Source organism: Saccharopolyspora gregorii (assembly GCF_024734405.1).
Taxonomy (GTDB): Bacteria; Actinomycetota; Actinomycetes; order Mycobacteriales; family Pseudonocardiaceae; genus Saccharopolyspora_C; species Saccharopolyspora_C gregorii.
This window is the reverse complement of sequence record NZ_CP059556.1, coordinates 5162156-5178651: the sequence shown is the minus strand read 5'-3', so window position 1 is coordinate 5178651 and position 16496 is coordinate 5162156. Positions and strand designations below refer to the sequence as shown.

The window sequence follows — 16496 nt, the reverse complement described above, 5'->3', positions numbered from 1 at the left end:
GCGGTGGACCGGCTCAGTTCGTTTCTTCCGCGACGAGATCTCCAGTCGCGCTGAAAGTTCTGCGGCGGATCAGCTGCCCGCCCTCGGCGAAGTCCACCTCGGTTGCGATCGTCCCGTTCGGTCGCCAGGTGCGGTGTGTTCCCGTCGGAGATCCGCGGTGGAAGGCGCCCTCGGATTTGAGGTTGCCGTCCGGGTACCACTCGCGGTCGAGACCTTCTTGGAGGCCGTCCGCGTACTCGGTGGAGTACAGCAGCGTGCCGTCTTCCGAAGAGTCCTCCTCTGCTCCGGTGAACGGTTGTCCTTGGTAGTGGACACGTCCTTCGGGGCCCTCGTCAAGTTCATCTTCGCGGACTCGGAGCATTCTTTCCCCTTGCGTCATCTGGCCTTTCGGGCGGCATTTTGCCGGCCCAGTGGTTCATGGTAGTCCGGGTTCGCCACTTCAGTCGGAACACGTTCGCGCGAACCCTTTCTTTCAGGGTCTTCCCCAATGGTGTATCCGCCTGGCGCCATCGCCGCCCCTGCGGACAGGTCGGCTTCATCGTGCTTGTTGGCGGGCAGCGAGTCGGGGCCGGAAACGATGCGGGCGCAGTTGGCGCAGCACGTGGCAATGTCGTGCGGCTCGTCTTTGAAGGTGAAGCGAGCATCGACATACACGTCATCGAGGAATTCTTGGAACTTCTCGGGTGAATCGATGGAATCCCCGGTGATCTTCTCCCGTGTTCGCATGAGCTCGTTGAGTGCCTTGACTTCCGCATGGCGTTGTGGGGTGTCGTGGTGCGGGAATTCGGATTGGGGAATGTCGCTCAGATCGGTTTGTGCAGGGTTGTCGCTCATCGCCGCGATGTGCTTTCGCAGTTCGGGGTGCAGATCCCTGTTCAGGGGCGTCTTGTCCGGTGTTCCATTGATTCCCTCCGCTACCACGCCGGTACGTCGATCGATTGCAACGGCGTTGACGGCGGCACGAACCTTGCCGAGGGACCTCTTGGTGTAGGGGACGTCGTTCTCGTCAGTGTGCGGGGCATCCCTCTTCAGCTTGCCGCCCTTGAAATTGTCCTCCACGGCATTCTGGATTCCTTGTTGGCGTGATTCGACGGAGTCGCGCACGTATTGGTGGACGGGAGAACCGTCGATATGAGTGATGACGCCGCCTTCGTAGTCGATATGGCGGGTGTCGTCCTGGGCGCCAACGCGTTCCAGCTCCTGGCCCAAAGCGATGTCCGAGGGTACGTGCGGTCGTCGATGAGACTCGAAACGGTCCTCGTTGTCCCCCCGGCTCTCCGCGTCGTCCGGTGCTGGGCCGGGGTCTTCGCCGTCTCGGGTGGGGTGGAAGCCGTCGGTGCCGGCGGGGGTGTGGGTGCCGTCGGGGTGGTGGGTGTCCCAGCCGCCGTTCGGGGGCCAGCCGGGGCGGCCGTCGGGGCCCAGGTCGGAGGCGAAGACGCGGCCGTTGCCGTCGGTCCAGGCGAGGCCGCGCGGGGCCGTGACGGGCACGCCCAGCTCGTGGGCCAGGTCGCGGGCGAGTCCGCTGGTGCCCGCGTCGCAGGACAGCAGGCGCAGCGGCTTCCCGTCCCAGTTCGGGTCGCGGCGCAGCACGTCCGCGAACTCCTGCGCGCTGAACGCGTGATCACCGACGCGGATCCGGCCGTCCGGCAGCGCGTGCACGTCCACCGTGTGGTGGACGCCGTCGTCGGGGACGCGCTGCGCGAGGTCCCGCAGGCCCGGCTCGTGGTGGTAAGAGGACCCGCCCGGCGTGTGCTCGCGGGTCGCCTCCGCCTGGTCCAGCTGGTGCCGGCGTTCCGGAGTGCCCGGTTCGGCGTCCCGGGCGTGCGAGGAGTCGGCGTCGTGCGGGCGCTGGTCGGCGTCGTGCTGGCGGGCGTCGTGCGGCTCGGGCGCGTCGTGCGGGCGGTCCGGGCGCGGTTCGGCGCCGTCCTGGACCGGCCCCTCGGGACGAGCAGGGGCGTTCGGGCGTGCGGCTCCTTCGGCGTGCGTGGCGTCGGGGCCGTCCGCGCGCGGCCGTTCCGCGCCGCCGGCGTCGGATCGCTCGTGCGGCGAGGCGTCGGTGTGGTCCGGCGAACCGGGGTCCGGCCGGTCGTGCGGTGCGTCGGTGCGGTTCGGGCCGCCGGTCTCCAGGCCGTCCGCGGTGCGCGGCGGCGCAGCCGCGTCCGGCCGGTTCGCGGGGCCCGTGTCGGCTGCGCCACCGGTGCGGTGGTCCGTGGTGCCCGAATGCTGCTGGGCGTTGGAGTCGGCCCGGTGTGCCGGGCCGTCCGTCCTCGGTGGGCCATCGGTCCTGGGCGGGGTGGCGAGGTCGCCGGAGTGCCGCGGGCCGCTCGCCGGCGGTGCGTCTCCGCGGCCGCCGGGACGGGCGGGTGCGTCGCCTGCCGGGCCGTTCGCCCGCGGTGGTCCGTCCGGCCGTGCCGGGCTCGCGGGGCCGTCCGGATGCGAGCGACCGGGCAAGCCGTCCGGGCGGGCGGGGGAGGGCGCCGAGCGCTGCCCGGGGACGTCCGCGGGCTGGGCGTGCCTGCCGCCGGACTGCGGTGCCGCCGGTGCTTCCGCGCCCCGAGCCGCCGGTGCGCGATCGCCGCGCGGGATACCGGACCTCGGCGAGTCGCCGCCGATCGGTCGGCCCGCGGCGCCCGGAGTGCCGGACGTTCCGGTCCAGCCGCCGCCCGCACCGGGACGGGACCCGCCGGAACCGGCAGCGCCCGCGCCACCGGGGGCGCCGCCGGCGGGGGCACCACCTGCGGGAGCGCCGCCCATCGCGCCACCGCCCGCTGCACCGGCCTGATCACCGCGAGCGGGCGTGCCCTGCGAGGTGGGGGAGCCCGTCGGCTCCGCCGGCCGCACCGGCGCGTCCACATTGGACGCGGACGCGGTGCTCGCCGGACCGTTGTTCCCCGACTGGTTGCGGTGCGCGGCATCCGCGCCGCCGTGCGAGGCCGAACCGGCGCCGCCCAGACCGCCACCGGACCCGGCGGCGCCCGACGAACCAGCGCCGTCGCCGCGCGAGCCGGACTCCGCCGCGCCGCCGGAACTCCCCGAGCCCGAACCGGTGGAGTCCGCCCGCGCGGGAGCACCGGAACCGTCCGGCGCGGCGGCGCGGGAGGCACCGCCCTCGTCGCGCGGCGAACCGCCGGTGTCCGCGGACCGCGTCGACCCGCCGTCGGCATCGGCAGCGCGCGCAGACCCGCCATCGGAGTGCGCGCCCGCCGAATCGGTGGACCGGGTGGCGGGACCGTCGGCGTCGGAGGTGCGGGCAGCACCGCCGTCGGCGTCCGGAGTTCGAGCGGAGCCGCCGTCCGCTGCGCCGGCCCGCTGCGTACTCGCATCGGAATCGGCGGACCGCGCGGAACCACCGTCGGCGTCCCCGGGCCGCGTCGCACCACCGTCCGGACCCGAGGCGCGGCCGCCATCGGAGTCCGTCCCGCGCGAGGTGCTGCCGTCGGAGTCCGCGGCTCGCGTCGACCCGCCGTCGGAATCGGGGGCGCGCGTGGACCCGCCCTCCGGATCAGCGGATCGCGTCGCGCCACCCTCGGACTCCGCGGCGCGGCCGGAACTCGCATCGGAGTCCGCGGAGCGCGTGGAGCCGCTGTCGGTGTCGGTCGATCGTGTCGATCCGCCGTCCGCATCCCCGGATCGCGTGGGGCCGCCGTCGGTTCCGCTCTGGCCGGATCCGCTCTCCGCCCCGGAGCGGGATTCGCCGCCGCCGGAGCCCGACTGCCCGCCGTCGCCGTGCGCCCCGGACGACCCGGATTCCGACGAGCCGGAAGCCGATCCGTCCGACGAGCCGGAGCCCGATCCGTCCGACGAGCTGGAGTCCGACCCGGTTGAGGACCCGGAATCCGAACCACTCGACGACCCGCTGCTCGCCGACCCGGAGGAATCTCCCGACCCCGCACCGGAATCGCCGGACAACATGTCCTCAATGGACGAACGGGACCCGGTGGAACCACCGTCCGCGGCCGAATCCGAGCCACCCGAGCCGGAACCCGGCTCGCCCAGTCCCGAGCCACCCGAATCCGATCCACCCGAATCCGAGCCGCCTGCGTCCGAGCCACCCGAGGCCGAGCTGCTCGACGACGAAGCTTCCGAGCCGTCCCCGGATTCCCCGGCCCCGCCCGTGTCCGGCACGTCCGGCGTGTCGAAGTGGTTGGACAGCGCGGCGCCCCCGGCGCCCATCCCCGCGCCCATCGCCCCGCCGGACAGGGCACCGCTGCCGACGTCGCTCCAGTCGATCTCGCCTTCGGTGATGAGCTGTTCGGCGGCGCTGCCGATGGCGCCCTGCGCGGCGCCGGTGGCCGCTCCCTTCACGGCTTCGGCGCCGACGTTCTTCGCGGCGCTCTCCCCGGCGGCTCCGGCGGCATCGCCCGCGGCCCGCCCGGCGGCGCTCGCCGCGCTGCCCGCCGCATCGCCCGCGGCGTCCCCGGCGGCCCGCCCGGCCGCGCCCGCCGCGGTTCCGGCGGCGTCCCCCGCGGCGTCGCCGACGGCGCCTGCGGCCTTGCGGGCGGCGACGTTGCCGACGCCTTCGAAGACGCCGCCCACGGTGCCGCTGATGGCGCCGCTGATGGCGGCGTCCTTGAACTTCCCGCCGTCGAGGCCCTTGCGCTCGCCGGAAGCGATCTGGATGCCCTGCACCGCGGCCTCGATGGCGACGGAGGTGGCGACCTCGATGGCGACGTTCTTGGCGATGCTCAGCACGAGCTGCTTGAAGATCTGCATCACCACGGTGCGGGTGATGCCCTGGGCGATGGGGATGCCCGCGGTGGACGCGCCGAAGCTGAACGCCGCGCTCGCGATCATCGCGGCGATCTGGATGGCCAGCGCGATCAGCGAGGCGATGATGGTGAGCTTGGTGTGCTCCACGTCCAGCGCCGCGTCGTCGCAGCCCTGCGCGAGCTGCTCGCACGCCTCCTGGATCTTCGGCAGCGCGGCTTCACCGCCGTCGCCGATGCCCTGCCACAGCTGCTCGAACGCATCGTGGGTCTGACCCTCCATGCCGCTGAGCGACTGGCCGGCGCCGCCGTTCGCGTCGGTGGTGACGCCTTCGACGCCGTCGCCCGCGGCGCGCCAGGCGTCGGCGAGGCGGCGCAGCGCGTCCTCGTCACCTTCCGGCCAGGACTGGCCGACGACGATCGGCAGCAGCCACTTGACCTCGTCGGGCATCTCGAGACTCATCGCGGTACGACTCCCCAGTCGATCTTCGGCCCGCGGGCCGGTTGTCAGCTCTGCGGCACGTTCGCGATGTCGGAGGCGGACTCGGCGTCGCGGCCTTCGGTGTCGTCGGCGGTGGCCTTGAGGTTGTCCATGATGTTGCCGAGCGCCTCGGCGAGCTTCCCGATGCCGTCGGTGACATCGGTGCTGTTCTTGACGTAGGTCTCGGCGAACTTCTGCCCGGCCTCGTCGTCGCCCCAGCACTCGCCTTCGCCGTCCAGGCTGGACTTGAGCTGCTTGAGGACCTCGTCCAACCGGTCCCCGGCGGCACCGATGCGGGTGCCGCCCGCCCGGATCTCCTCCGGGCGCATCCGCATCCGGTCGCTCACCAGCGCCCCTCCGCCATGAACGACTGCGGCGGTTCGTCGTCGTCATCGGCGGGGCGCTCCCGCTGCGGCTTCGGCGACTGCTTGCCGGTGCGGGCGGCGCGTTCCGCGGCCGGGTCGGGCGGGGCGACGAGCGGGCCGCTGCTGGGCATGAAGTCCGCCAGGTAGGGGGCGCCGGCGAACAGGTCCGGCAGTTCGGGAGTTTCGGCGAGCGAGGCGAAGTCCGACTGCAGCGACTGCTGCGCGCTGCCGGTGGCCTCGCGGACGACGCTGGTGATGGTGCGGGCCAGCTGTTCCGGGGTGGTGCGTTCGAAGGCCTTCGGGGACAGCAGCAGCTGCTCCAAGGTGCCGGTCGCGTCCACCCGCGCGGTGATCACGCCGTCCTCGGAGGTGACCTCGTGGGTCTTGGCCGCCGCCTCGGACTGCTTCTCCTGGATCTCGGCCGTGCGGCGGCGCAGGTCCGCGAGCATGCCGTCGATCTGGCCGCGCAACGCGTCGTTGCTCGCCTGCAGCTGCTGCCGCCGCGCCGCATCGGACTGGTCCGGACTGGACACCGTCGCCTCCCAGGTGTTGTTCGCCGCACAACCGTCGAGATCGCCCCAGCGCAGTGCCGTTGTGCGGGTGGTGGGCCGGGGGTTCTCCGGCCGTTGCCGAGCATGACGTCCGCGATCGGCGATCGGTGCCCCTGGGAGCGGAATTGGCTCCGTTCGGCCCAGCATGGGCGTCCGAACGGACTAGTGGTGGCTGCGCAGGGCGTGCTCGGTGGTGTCGGCCGGGTACGGGGAGTCGCGCAGCACCTCCGCGGTGGTCAGCTCGCCCCGCTCGTGGGCGGCGCAGAGCGCGGTCAGCCGGGCCAGCTCGTCCCGCTGGGCGCGCACGTCCGCCGCGCCCACGGGTTCCCCGTGGCCGGGGACGACGACCTCGGGGCGCAGCGCGAGCAGCGCGTCGAGCGCGTCCGGCCAGGTCCGCGGATGGGCGTCCTCGAAGTCCGGCGGGGCGCCCTGCTCGACGAGGTCGCCGGCGAAGACCACGGCCGCGTCCGGCACTTCGACCACCAGGTCGTGGTCGGTGTGCGCCGGGCCGAAGTGGTGCAGCCGCACCCGCCGGCCGCCGAGGTCGAGTTCGGTCCGGTCGCCGACCGGCCGGTCCGGCGGGACGACCTCGGTGCGCTCCAAGGCCGCCGCGACCTCCGGGCGTCCCTCGTCCCGGTAATGCGCGCTCCACTCGCGGCGCTGCCGCTCGGCGTGCCCGCGCAGGTAGGCGGCGCAGCGCTCGTGGGCGTGGACCGGGGCGGGCCGGAACGCTGCCGTGCCGAAGCAGTGGTCGAAGTGGCCGTGGGTGAGCACCACCTCGCACGGCAGCGCCGTCTTCGCCCGCACCGCCGCCGCCAGCTCCGCGCCCTGCCGCTGGTCGCCGCGGGTGTCGACGACCAGCGCGCGTTCGGCACCCAGCACCAGCCCGGTGCCGAGGTCCAGCTCCGCGTACCGCCGGACCCACACCGCCTCCCCGACGGCCACCCACCGCCCGATCACGACGGCACCGCCGTCGCGGGCGGGGCCGAGGTGGCGGGACCGTGCTCGCCCTGGTCGGAGCGGATGGTGCGGATCCGGGTCATGGCGGAACCGTAACCAGGGTGCGGGACGGCGGTGGGGCGTTTGGCACACTGCCTGCGTGCGCGTCTACCTAGGATCCGATCACGCAGGCTTCGACCTCAAGAACCACCTGGTCACGTGGCTGACCGAGCGCGGCCACGAGGTGACCGACGTGGGCCCGGCGGCCTACGACGCCCAGGACGACTACCCGCCGTTCTGCGTCGAGGCGGCTCGCCGCGTCGTCGCCGACGAGGGCAGCCTCGGGCTGGTCATCGGTGGCTCCGGCAACGGCGAGCAGATCGCCGCCAACAAGGTCCCCGGCGCCCGCGCGGCCCTGACCTGGAACGTCGACACCGCGAAGTTGGCCCGCCAGCACAACAACGCGCTGCTCGCGGGCATCGGCGCGCGGATGCACTCCGTCGAGGAGGTCGAGGAGATCGTCGAGGCGTTCCTCGGCACCGAGTTCGAAGGCGGCAGGCACCAGCGCCGCATCGACCTGCTCTCCGACTACGAGCGGACCGGTGAGCCGCCGGCGCTGCCCGCGGAGTGAACTGACATGACCGGTGCACGCCCGGCGACCGCGCTGCTGACGCCGCTGGTGGCGTTCGGCGGCGCGGTGCTGGGCGTGCTCGTCCTCTTCTTCGCGCAGCGCGCGTTGAGCCCGTACCTCGCGGGTGGCCCGGGCGCGGTGTGCACCGCGCCGGATTGCGTGCTGGGCGTCGGGTTGTGGCTGCTGCTCGGTGGTTTCCTCGCGGTGTGCCTGGCCTTCGTCGCCGGGACCGCGGTGGCGCTGGCCAAGGGCGCGGCGCCGGGAGCGGTGCGGCGCGGGCTGCTCGTCGCGGCCTGCTGCGTGCTGGCCTACCTGGTCGAATCGATCGTGCTGTGGGTGCTGTTCTGAGCGCGGCGACCCGGAAGGCCCGTGATGCCTGAGGGGCACACGCTGCACCGGCTCGCCGGGCTGCACGATTCCCGCTTCGGCGGTCACCTGGTCCGGGTGTCGAGCCCGCAGGGCCGGTTCGCGGGCGGGGCCGCGCGGGTGGACGGGGCGCGGTTCGAACGCGCCGAGGCGCACGGCAAGCACCTGTTCCACTTCTACGGCCCGGACGTCGTGCACGTGCACCTCGGGCTGTACGGCGGGTTCACCGAATTCCCGCTGCCGCCGCAGGAACCGCGCGGGCAGGTGCGGATGCGGATCGTCGGGCCCGGCTGCGGCACCGACCTGCGCGGCCCGACGGCCTGCGAGCTGATCACCCTCGACGAGGTGGCCGCGCTGCGCGACCGGCTCGGACCGGACCCGCTGCGCGCCGACGCCGAACCGGAGCGCGCGTGGGCGCGGATCTCGCGGTCCCGGAGCTCCATCGCGGCGCTGCTGCTGGACCAGGCGGTGCTGGCCGGTGCGGGCAACGTGTACCGCGCGGAAGTGCTGTTCCGGCACGGCATCCCGCCGTACACGCCGGGTCGCGAGCTGGGCGAGCGGGTGTGGAAGTCGATCTGGACCGACCTGGTCGAGCTGATGGCCGACGGGGTGCGCGTCGGCCGCATCGACACGGTGCGCCCGGAGCACGAGCCGGGCGCGATGGGGCGGGAACCGCGCCAGGACCGGCACGGGGGAGAGGTCTACGTGTACCGCCGGGCGGGGGCGCCGTGCTTGGTCTGCGGGACGCCGATCGCCACTGCGGGCCTGTCCGGCCGCAACCTGTACTGGTGCCCGGTCTGCCAGTCGACGCCGGTGGAATCCGCGCGGTGACCAGCCCGGCCGCCTGAGCGCGACGGCCCCGCACCCGTCAGAAGCCGAAGTCGCCCAGGTCGAAGTCGAAGTCTCCGAAGTCGCCGAAGTCCCCGCCGGGATCGTCGCCGCCGAAGTCTCCCGGGTCCCCGCCGTCGCCGAGCGCGCCCGGGTCCCCGAGGTCCCCGCCGCCGACGTCACCGGCCGCGGCGGCCTCCGGCACGCCGGCCATGCCGCTGAACATGGCGCTCATCAGCAGGAACGAACCGGCGCCCCAGGCCCCGGCGACGAGCGCGGGCTTCCACCACGGCTCGCTGTACCAGCCTTCGGGCACCGGGCGGCCCGCGACGCGCCCGCCGGGGTAGTAGTGCGGGGTGGCGTCGCCGGGCGTGGGAGAGGCCACCTGCTGCTTGCCGTCGACCTCGACCTCGCGGTGTTCGGTGACCTTCCCGGCGCCGTGGCTGAGGTCGGGCAGCTCGGGCCCGGGGTCGAGTCCCATCGCGGTGCGCGCGGCGCGCACGTAGTAGAGGCCTTCCATCGCGGTCTGCGTGGTGAGCCTGCACTGCTCGGCGGAGGACGCCTGGTCGAGCTGGGAGACGGCGGCGCCGTGCCGTTCGGCGGCGTCGGCCATGGCCTGCTTCGAGGCGTCGTCGGTGCCGTCGATGTTGAGGACCTGCCCGCCCAGCCGCTCCACCCAGCGCCGCGCCTCGGCGCGGGAGTCGTCGAGTTCCCGCTGCTGGTGGGCGAGGTTCTGCCTGCGGGACCACCACACCGCACCGATGATCACGATCGCGGCGACGACGATCAGGATGAGTGCGCCCATGGTCCCTCCGAGCCGTTCCAGGGCGGACCTGCCGCCGCGTCCACACTTTCGACGGTACCCGTTCGGAGGAAGTGCCGGAGCGGTCGCGCAACCCTGCGCGACCGGCCGTTCGCACCCGGCACCGGACGCACCCCCGGCGTTCGACCCGCGCAGCAGGCCGTTTCCCGTCAGCGGCGAAGCCGCTGAGCAGCGACCACCAGAGCAGGAGGAGCACCCGCCACCGGAGCACCGAGCAGCAGAAGGGGGAGGAAGAAAGTCAGCCCAGCGGGACCTGCGCGATGGTCTCCCACTCGGAGCAGGAGTGGTCGCGGTTGAGCCGCACCAGCGACACCGCGGAGCTCTTGGCGGTGGTCGGGTCGACGTCGGTGCCGCCGAGGGTGGCGACCGCGAAGATCGCGGGCCCTTCGGTGGTGGAGAACGCGAGGCTGATGTGCCGGTCGACCTCTTCGGGTTCGGCGGGCAGCTGCTCGGCGCCGAGCACGTCCGCGGTCGCGGCCCGCAGCCGCTCCCGCAGGTCCCACAGCGAGGTCTGCGGTTCCGCGGGCAGCGACAGCGACTCGGGCAGCACCACGGCCCGGTGGAAGGCCAGCGCCAGCGGGTTGAACCCGGCGAGGCGTTCGCCGGCGGCGGCGACGAGCTCGTCGGTCCGCTCCGGCGGGACTTCGTCGGTGAACCCGACCTCCTGCACGAGGATGTGCATCCATTCGAGCGGGACGAGGTCGAACCCGGGCAGGTCGCGCAGCGCGTACTGGTACTGGTTCACCAGGTTGCGCAGGCCGGGCTGGTCGGCGAACGGCAACAGCCAGGCGTAGCTGGTGCGGCCGGAGTGCCATCCGGGTCGCCAGCGGGCGTGGTTGCGGACCTGGTCGGCGTGCGGCAATTCGGTCACCCTTCAAATAGTGCACCGGCGGGGGCCGCTGTGGGGCGACCTTGAGCTATCTCACGGTCGAGGTGTCGGCGTGGTCGCCGCCGTGCTTCCCGGGCCGCGCACGGGGTTTCCGCACGTGGTCCAGGGTGGCGGCGGCATCGGAGTCGCGGACCCGCAGCGACAGCAGCAGCCCGGCGATGCCGAAACCGATGGAGGCGAGGAACGCGCCCCGGTAGGCGGCCATCTGCACCTGCTGCGCGGCCCCGGCCACGCCCATGTCCGCGGTGGACGCGTAGGCGGTGCTCAGCGCCACGAAGATGGTCGCGCACACGGCGGTGCCGAGCGCGGTCGCGACCTGCCTGCTGGCGTTGAACAGCGAACTGGCGTGCCCCATCGCGGGCCCGCTGATGCGGGCGAACGCGGCGGTCTGCAACGGCGTCATCAGCAGCCCCATGCCGAGGCCGAGCCACATGAGCAGCACCACCAGGAACCACACCGGCGTGCCGGTGTCGAGCAGCTGCAGCGCGAACCCGACGGAGATGAGCACGCCGAACCCCACCAGCAGCAGCCTGCGCGGGCCGACCCGCCCGTAGACGCGGCTGACGACCTGGGTGGCGACGAGCATGCTCAGCGCCTGCGGCATCAGCACCAGCCCGGATTCGAGCGGGGTGTAGCCGCGCAGGTTCTGCAGGAACAGCGGCAGCAGGAACAGCGTCCCGAAGATCGCCCCGGTGGAGCAGATGAGCAGCGCGTTCCCGGTGCCGAACAGCCGGTCGCCGAGCAGCCGCAGGTCCAGCATCGGCTCGGGCGTGCGCAGTTCGCGCACGACGAGCCCGCCGATGAGCAGCACCGCGGCCAGCAGCACGCCCCACACCGAGGGCCGGCCCCAGCCGAGCTGGGCGCCCTGGTCGAGCGCGACGAGCAGCGTGGCCAGCCCGGCCCCGGCGAGCACGAACCCGGGCAGGTCGAAGCGGCCCGGCCGGTCGCGCTGCTCCTCCTTGAGGAACAGCACGGTGAACAGCAGTGCCACGGCCCCGACGGGCACGTTGATGAAGAAGATCCACCGCCAGCTGGCGTACTGCACGAGCACGCCGCCGAGCAGCGGCCCGAGGGTCGGCGCGATGGTGATCGGGATGGACAGCACCGCGGAGGCCTTGGCGCGCTCGTTGGCGGGGAACGCGCGGAACAGCATGGCCTGCCCGACGGGCACGAGCATGCCGCCGCCGACGCCTTGCAGGATCCGCGCGCCGATGAGCATCCACATCTCGGTGGCCAGCCCGCACAGCACGGACGCGAGGGTGAACAGCACGATGGCGAGCTCGAAGGTGCGCTTGCTGCCGAACCGGTCGGCGATCCAGCCGGAGGAGGGCACGAACACGGCGAGACTGATCATGTAGCCGGTCAGCACCCACTGCAGGGCCCCTTCGCCCACGTGGAACTCCCGCCCGAGCGTCGCGAGCGCGACGTTGAGGACGGTCATGTCCAGGATCTGCATGATCAGGCCGAGGACGAACGTGATCCCGACCAGCCACTTGTACTCAAGACGTCGCACTGATGTCCCCGGCTCCCCTCTTGCGGTGGCGTGGCGCGCACCCTCCCCAGCATGAGGCACCCCACCGACGGGGGACCACGGGTTTTCGGCCTCACCACGTCCCGGCCGTGCGGGGGATCGAGGGCCCGAACTGTTCTAATACGGTGTGCCATAAAAGTAATACACCGTATTGGAAAAGTGTCGTCGGGCATCGGGGACCGGAGCGGCCCGCGCCGCGCACCGCGAGAACGACCGCCGGACCGGCCCGTCCCGCGGGCCCGAGCACGGACACCGCACCGATGCGCGACCGTCCCGCGCCCGGCGTCGCCGTTCGCGCGCCGCGGGAGCGCCTACCGAGAGGCCCCAGCATGAGTTCACCCCTGCCCCCGCGGCCCGACCGCGCACCGCGGACCCTCGCGGCAGCCGGACCGCCGCGGCAGCGGGACCGCCGCGGCAGCCGGACCGCCGCACCCGCCGGCCGAGTTCGACGGCACGCCTCGTCCCTTCGGCGCGCACCTGCGGATGAGCTGGTGGAAACCGCTCGTGGTCGTGATCGGGCTCCCGCTCTCGATGTTGCTGTTGCAGATCGCCCTGTTCCGGGGCGTGGCGATGATCGAAGGCGACCAGGAGCCGGACGTCCTGACACCGCTGCGCCTGCTGGCGGTGAACCTGAGCATGGGGATCACCGGGTTGCTGGCGATCCCCGTCGCCGCCCGGTTCGCCGGGGTGCCCTGGCGCCGCGTCCTCAGCTTCCCGCGGCGCTTCGACCGGGGCCGCCTGCTCCGGTACCTCGGTGGCGCGCTCGTCCTCGTCGCGGGGGCCGACGCCGCTCTCGCGGTCCTGGCGCCGGAGGCGACCACGTGGACCACGTTCGGCATCACCGGTACGACCGTGATGCTGCTCCTGGTGGTGGTGCTGACCATCCCGGTGCAGTCGCTGGCCGAGGAACTCATGTTCCGCGGCGCGATCATGCCCGCGCTCGCGTCCTGGGTCCGCCCGGTCGCGCCCGCGCTGGTGTTCGGCGTGCTGGCGTCCAGCCCCGTGTTCGCCTTGTCCCACTTCGCCTTCGACCCGTGGCAGATCGCCTACTACGCGTTCCTGGGGGTCTGCTTCGCCGCGATGGCGGTGATCAGCCGCGGGCTGGAGACGTCGATCGCGTTGCACATCGCCAACAACGCGCTCACCTCGATCCTGAACGTCCTGTTCGCCGGGGGCGGAGCCCTGGTCCTCGATCGATCGGCGGTGCCCGGCGGGCCGCACCTGCTGGTCCCGGTGCCGTTCTTCCTGGCGGCGCTGGCGTTCGTCTGGTGGCGCGAACGCCGCGGGCCGGTCGCGGGGGCCGCCGCGCGATGACCGGATGCCGCACCCGTGCTCCTCTTACCCCGGGGCCGCGCCGTCCGTCACCGGCGAGACCGGGCGCAGCCGGCCGACCGGTTCGCCGACGGACGTCGACGCGAGGACGTCCGCCGGCGAACGGTCTCCGGCCACCCGCGGGCTCCGGAGTCAGCGCCCGGTGGGCCGGTGCAGGTAGCGGCCGCCGGGTTCGCCGCGGACCGCGCCGCCGTCGAAGATCCGCCTCCCGCGCAGGAACGTGGTCTCGACGGTCGCGCCGATCTCCATGCCGCGGAACGGCGTGTACTCCTGGGTGGACTCGGAATCGCCGGGGTCGACGACGAACGACCGGTCCGGGTCGACGAGGGCGATGTCGGCGTCGAACCCGGGGGCGATGTCGCCCTTGGTGGGCAGACCGAGGCGCCGGGCCGGATTGGTGGACAGCAGTTCGGCGACCGAGGACAGCGGCAGCCCGCGCTTGCGGCCTTCGCCGACGAGGCCGGGCAGCAAGTATTCGGTGCCGCCGAACCCGGACTTCGCGGCGAACACGTCGGCGGAGTCGTCGCCGAACTTCTTCTCCTCCTTGCAGCAGGCGTGGTCGGACACGACCCAGCTGACGTCGCCCGCCAGCAGGTGCTCCCAGAGCGCTTCGACGTCGGCGCGGGGCCGCAGCGGCGGGTTGACCTTGCCGCCGACGCCGTCGGCGGTGGTGACGTCGGCGAGCAGGTGGCCGATGGTGACCTCGCGGCGGAAGTCGACGTGCGGGAAGGCCTTCGCCATCACCATCGCCGCCTCCATCGCCTTCGCCGACGACAGGTGCAGCAGGTTGATGGTGGGCAGGCCCGTCTCGTGCGCGAGGTAGGAGGCGATGGTGACGGCCAGGCCCTCGGAGTGCGGCGGCCGGGACGCGCTGTAGGCCTCCAGCCCGGCGAGCTCGCCCTCCTCCTCGACGAGCCGGGTGTAGGCGGTCATGATCTCCGCGGTCTCGCAGTGCAGGGACAGCGAGATCTGGTCGGCGATGTCCGGGTTCGCCTCGCGGGCGGCCTGGATGCCGCGCATGACGAACTCGAAGTGCGCGATGTCGTAGCGCTCGCCCTCGGGGATCATCAGGAAGTCGCTCTGGTCGGTGGAGCGCCCGTGCAGCCCGTGGCTGCCGTAGAACATGAAGATCTTGAACGAGGTGACGCCGTGCTCCCGGACCAGCGCCGGGATCTCGTCGATGTGCGCGGACTGCATCGGGGCGAGGTGGAAGGCGTAGTCCACGTACGAGCGACCATCGGCCGCGCCGAGCACCTCGGGGAACACCTCGGCGTACGGGCCACCGCGGTTCAGGTAGTACTGCCCGGTCCGCATGTAGGTGAGCGAGGTGGTCACCCCGCCCTGCGCGCAGGCCCGGCTCTCGGTGGCGGTGTCCTCGGACAGCGGGTTGTAGATGCCCCAGTGCTGGTGGGCGTCGACGACGCCGGGGAAGGCGAGCAGCCCGCGGCCCTCGTGGACCTCGGTGCCCGCCGGCACCGCCAGGTCCGGGCCGACCTCGGCGACGACGCCGTCGGCGATCGCGATGTCGGCGCGGAACGGTTCGCCGCCGCCGGGGCGGACGACTCGGACGTCGCGGACGATCAGGTCGGGTCGGGTCATCGGGCACCTTCCGAGGGGTTGCGGGTGGACCGGGCGAGGTGCCCGGCGGCGAGGTAGGCGAGTCCCAGCGCGGGCAGCAGTCCGTTGCCCGCCAGGTATCCGGCCGCGCCGCGACCGGAGATCCCGGCGGCGGCGCCACCGGAGGCGTACAGGCCGGGAACGGGTTCCCCGGCGGTGTCCAGGACGCGGGCGTGCTCGTCGACGAGCAGCCCGCCCTGGGTGTGGAACAGCGCGGGGACGATCTCGACGGCGTGGTACGGCGGGTGCAGCGCGGTGGTCGCGGCGCGGCCGAACCGGTCGGCGCGGGTCCCGGCGGCCACGTCCGCGAGGTCGGCGAGCTCCCGTTCCAGCGCCGCGGCGGGTGCCCCGATCAGCTCGGCGAGCCCCGCCGGGTCGTCGGCGCGCCGCACGGCCCCGGCGGCGAGCACGTCCCGGTAGTCGCCGAAGGCGCGGCACAGCCCGTCGATCCGTTCGTCGAAGACCAGCCAGCCGCGGCCACCGGGCCGCCCGGCGAGCACCGCGGCGTACTCGGAGTAGCCGGTCGTCTCGTCGCCGAACCGGGTGCCGCCGGAGTCGACGACGGCGCCGCCGTGCATCACCGCCGTCCAGGTCACCAGGGTCCGGGCGGCCGCGGACAGCGCGGCGTGGCCCTGGTAGGCGTCGAGGAAACCGGTGGCGGCGCCGAGTTCCCCGCCGATCCGCAGCGCATCGCCGCGGGAGTGCTCGCCGCCGTGGTAGTGCGCGTCCGCGATCTCCGGCAGGTGGGCCGCGACGAGCTCGCGGTCGGCGCCGTAGCCGTTGGTGGCCAGCAGCACCGCGCGGGCGGTGATCTCCTCGCGCTGCCCGGCCGGGTTCTCCAGCACGGCGGTCCGGCCCTCCGGCGCCGGTGCGACGCCGACGAGCCGGGCCGGGGCCAGCAGGTCGATCCGTGCGCTGCGGTCCACCGCGTCGAGCAGGTGCCCGAGCAGCGCCGAGCCGTGCCGCCCGGGGAGGCTGTGCACCCGCGGGACCGCGTGGCCCGGGTAGTCGAAGTCGGTGGGCAGCTCGATCGGCAGGCCCACGTCGTCGGCCAGCCATTCCACGAGTTCGGCGCCCACCTGCGCCAGCGCCGCCGCGATGCGCCGGTCGGCGGTGCCGCCGGTCTTGCGGTCGACGTCGGCGAGGAACAGCTCAGGGGAGTCGGTGATCCCGGCGGCGGCCTGGAAGCGCGATCCGGGCCCCGGGATCATCGCGGTCGACATCGAGGTGTTGTTGCCGCGGCGGAAGTCCGCGTCCGAGTCGACCACCAGCACGTCGAGCCCCAGCTGCGCCCCGCGGATCGCGGCGATCAGCCCACCGCCCGCTCCGGCGACCACGAGATCGACATCGATCGTCATCGCTTTCTCCTCACTACCAGCGCCTTCCGGTTGTTTCGCTGAGCGGAACAGGTCCGAAAGCGGCTGGTGTTTCGATAAG

General features: G+C 73.2%; 14 protein-coding genes. 4 read left to right on the top strand and 10 right to left on the bottom strand.

The features are described 5' to 3' along the window. Window positions 1-13: 13 nt before the first annotated feature. The 5 genes from H1226_RS22495 to H1226_RS22475 form a co-directional block, all read right to left on the bottom strand. The gene (locus H1226_RS22495) at window positions 14-361 is read right to left on the bottom strand and encodes a toxin-antitoxin system YwqK family antitoxin (protein WP_225044123.1); all 348 of its coding nucleotides are present in this window, start codon (window positions 359-361) and stop codon (window positions 14-16) included. Between the two features lie 14 nt (window positions 362-375). After that, window positions 376-5169 (bottom strand): WXG100-like domain-containing protein, encoded by a 4794-nt coding sequence (locus H1226_RS22490; protein ID WP_258342388.1) that lies wholly within the window; start codon window positions 5167-5169, stop codon window positions 376-378. Between the two features lie 44 nt (window positions 5170-5213). Next, window positions 5214-5534: a WXG100 family type VII secretion target gene (locus tag H1226_RS22485; RefSeq protein ID WP_224977859.1), complete on the bottom strand. Its 321-nt coding sequence runs from the start codon at window positions 5532-5534 to the stop codon at window positions 5214-5216. Further along, window positions 5531-6085: a YbaB/EbfC family nucleoid-associated protein gene (locus H1226_RS22480; RefSeq protein ID WP_258342387.1), complete on the bottom strand. Its 555-nt coding sequence runs from the start codon at window positions 6083-6085 to the stop codon at window positions 5531-5533. Before H1226_RS22480 ends, H1226_RS22485 begins: the two co-directional genes overlap by 4 nt. 180 nt (window positions 6086-6265) lie before the next feature. Continuing rightward, window positions 6266-7063, bottom strand: a complete 798-nt coding sequence (locus H1226_RS22475; RefSeq protein WP_258342386.1) for an MBL fold metallo-hydrolase — start codon at window positions 7061-7063, stop codon at window positions 6266-6268. Window positions 7064-7202: 139 nt separating this feature from the next. On the opposite strand from H1226_RS22475, the gene H1226_RS22470 reads away from it, so the two are divergent. The 3 genes from H1226_RS22470 to H1226_RS22460 are packed head-to-tail and all read left to right on the top strand — an operon-like array spanning window position 7203 to window position 8870. Then, entirely contained in the window at window positions 7203-7673 is a 471-nt protein-coding gene (locus H1226_RS22470) for a ribose-5-phosphate isomerase (protein ID WP_258342385.1), read from the top strand. A gap of 6 nt (window positions 7674-7679) precedes the next feature. After that, entirely contained in the window at window positions 7680-8021 is a 342-nt protein-coding gene (locus H1226_RS22465; RefSeq protein WP_224960887.1) for a hypothetical protein, read from the top strand. Window positions 8022-8045: 24 nt separating this feature from the next. Beyond that, window positions 8046-8870, top strand: a complete 825-nt coding sequence (locus H1226_RS22460; protein ID WP_258342384.1) for an Fpg/Nei family DNA glycosylase — start codon at window positions 8046-8048, stop codon at window positions 8868-8870. Window positions 8871-8907: 37 nt separating this feature from the next. Here H1226_RS22460 and H1226_RS22455 read toward each other — a convergent pair whose 3' ends face one another. The 3 genes from H1226_RS22455 to H1226_RS22445 form a co-directional block, all read right to left on the bottom strand. Next, a complete protein-coding gene (locus tag H1226_RS22455; protein WP_258342383.1) occupies window positions 8908-9672 on the bottom strand; it encodes a hypothetical protein in 765 nt (254 codons plus the stop codon). Between the two features lie 256 nt (window positions 9673-9928). Next, the gene (locus H1226_RS22450; protein WP_258342382.1) at window positions 9929-10561 is read right to left on the bottom strand and encodes a 2'-5' RNA ligase family protein; all 633 of its coding nucleotides are present in this window, start codon (window positions 10559-10561) and stop codon (window positions 9929-9931) included. A 46-nt stretch (window positions 10562-10607) separates the two neighbouring features. Beyond that, window positions 10608-12092, bottom strand: coding sequence for an MDR family MFS transporter (locus tag H1226_RS22445; RefSeq protein WP_224960895.1), 1485 nt, complete (start codon window positions 12090-12092; stop codon window positions 10608-10610). 501 nt (window positions 12093-12593) lie between these two features. Between H1226_RS22445 and H1226_RS22440 the strand changes: the two genes are divergently transcribed. Continuing rightward, a complete protein-coding gene (locus tag H1226_RS22440; protein ID WP_258342381.1) occupies window positions 12594-13424 on the top strand; it encodes a CPBP family intramembrane glutamic endopeptidase in 831 nt (276 codons plus the stop codon). Between the two features lie 150 nt (window positions 13425-13574). Here the strand turns inward: H1226_RS22440 and H1226_RS22435 are convergent, their stop codons facing one another. Together H1226_RS22435 and H1226_RS22430 are read right to left on the bottom strand one after the other, a co-directional pair. Further along, a complete protein-coding gene (locus tag H1226_RS22435; protein WP_258342380.1) occupies window positions 13575-15041 on the bottom strand; it encodes a dihydroorotase in 1467 nt (488 codons plus the stop codon). Then, complete coding sequence (locus tag H1226_RS22430; RefSeq protein WP_258342379.1) at window positions 15038-16417, bottom strand: FAD-dependent oxidoreductase; 1380 nt, start codon at window positions 16415-16417, stop codon at window positions 15038-15040. The genes H1226_RS22435 and H1226_RS22430 overlap by 4 nt, the downstream gene beginning before the upstream one ends. Between the last annotated feature and the right edge of the window lie 79 nt (window positions 16418-16496).

Coding starts and splice junctions, on each gene's coding strand:
- H1226_RS22495 (WP_225044123.1), bottom strand. CDS start 361: ATGCTCCGAGTCCGCGAAGATGAACTTGACGAGGGCCCCGAAGGACGT.
- H1226_RS22490 (WP_258342388.1), bottom strand. CDS start 5,169: ATGAGTCTCGAGATGCCCGACGAGGTCAAGTGGCTGCTGCCGATCGTC.
- H1226_RS22465 (WP_224960887.1), top strand. CDS start 7,680: ATGACCGGTGCACGCCCGGCGACCGCGCTGCTGACGCCGCTGGTGGCG.
- H1226_RS22460 (WP_258342384.1), top strand. CDS start 8,046: ATGCCTGAGGGGCACACGCTGCACCGGCTCGCCGGGCTGCACGATTCC.
- H1226_RS22455 (WP_258342383.1), bottom strand. CDS start 9,672: ATGGGCGCACTCATCCTGATCGTCGTCGCCGCGATCGTGATCATCGGT.
- H1226_RS22440 (WP_258342381.1), top strand. CDS start 12,594: ATGAGCTGGTGGAAACCGCTCGTGGTCGTGATCGGGCTCCCGCTCTCG.
- H1226_RS22435 (WP_258342380.1), bottom strand. CDS start 15,041: ATGACCCGACCCGACCTGATCGTCCGCGACGTCCGAGTCGTCCGCCCC.
- H1226_RS22430 (WP_258342379.1), bottom strand. CDS start 16,417: ATGACGATCGATGTCGATCTCGTGGTCGCCGGAGCGGGCGGTGGGCTG.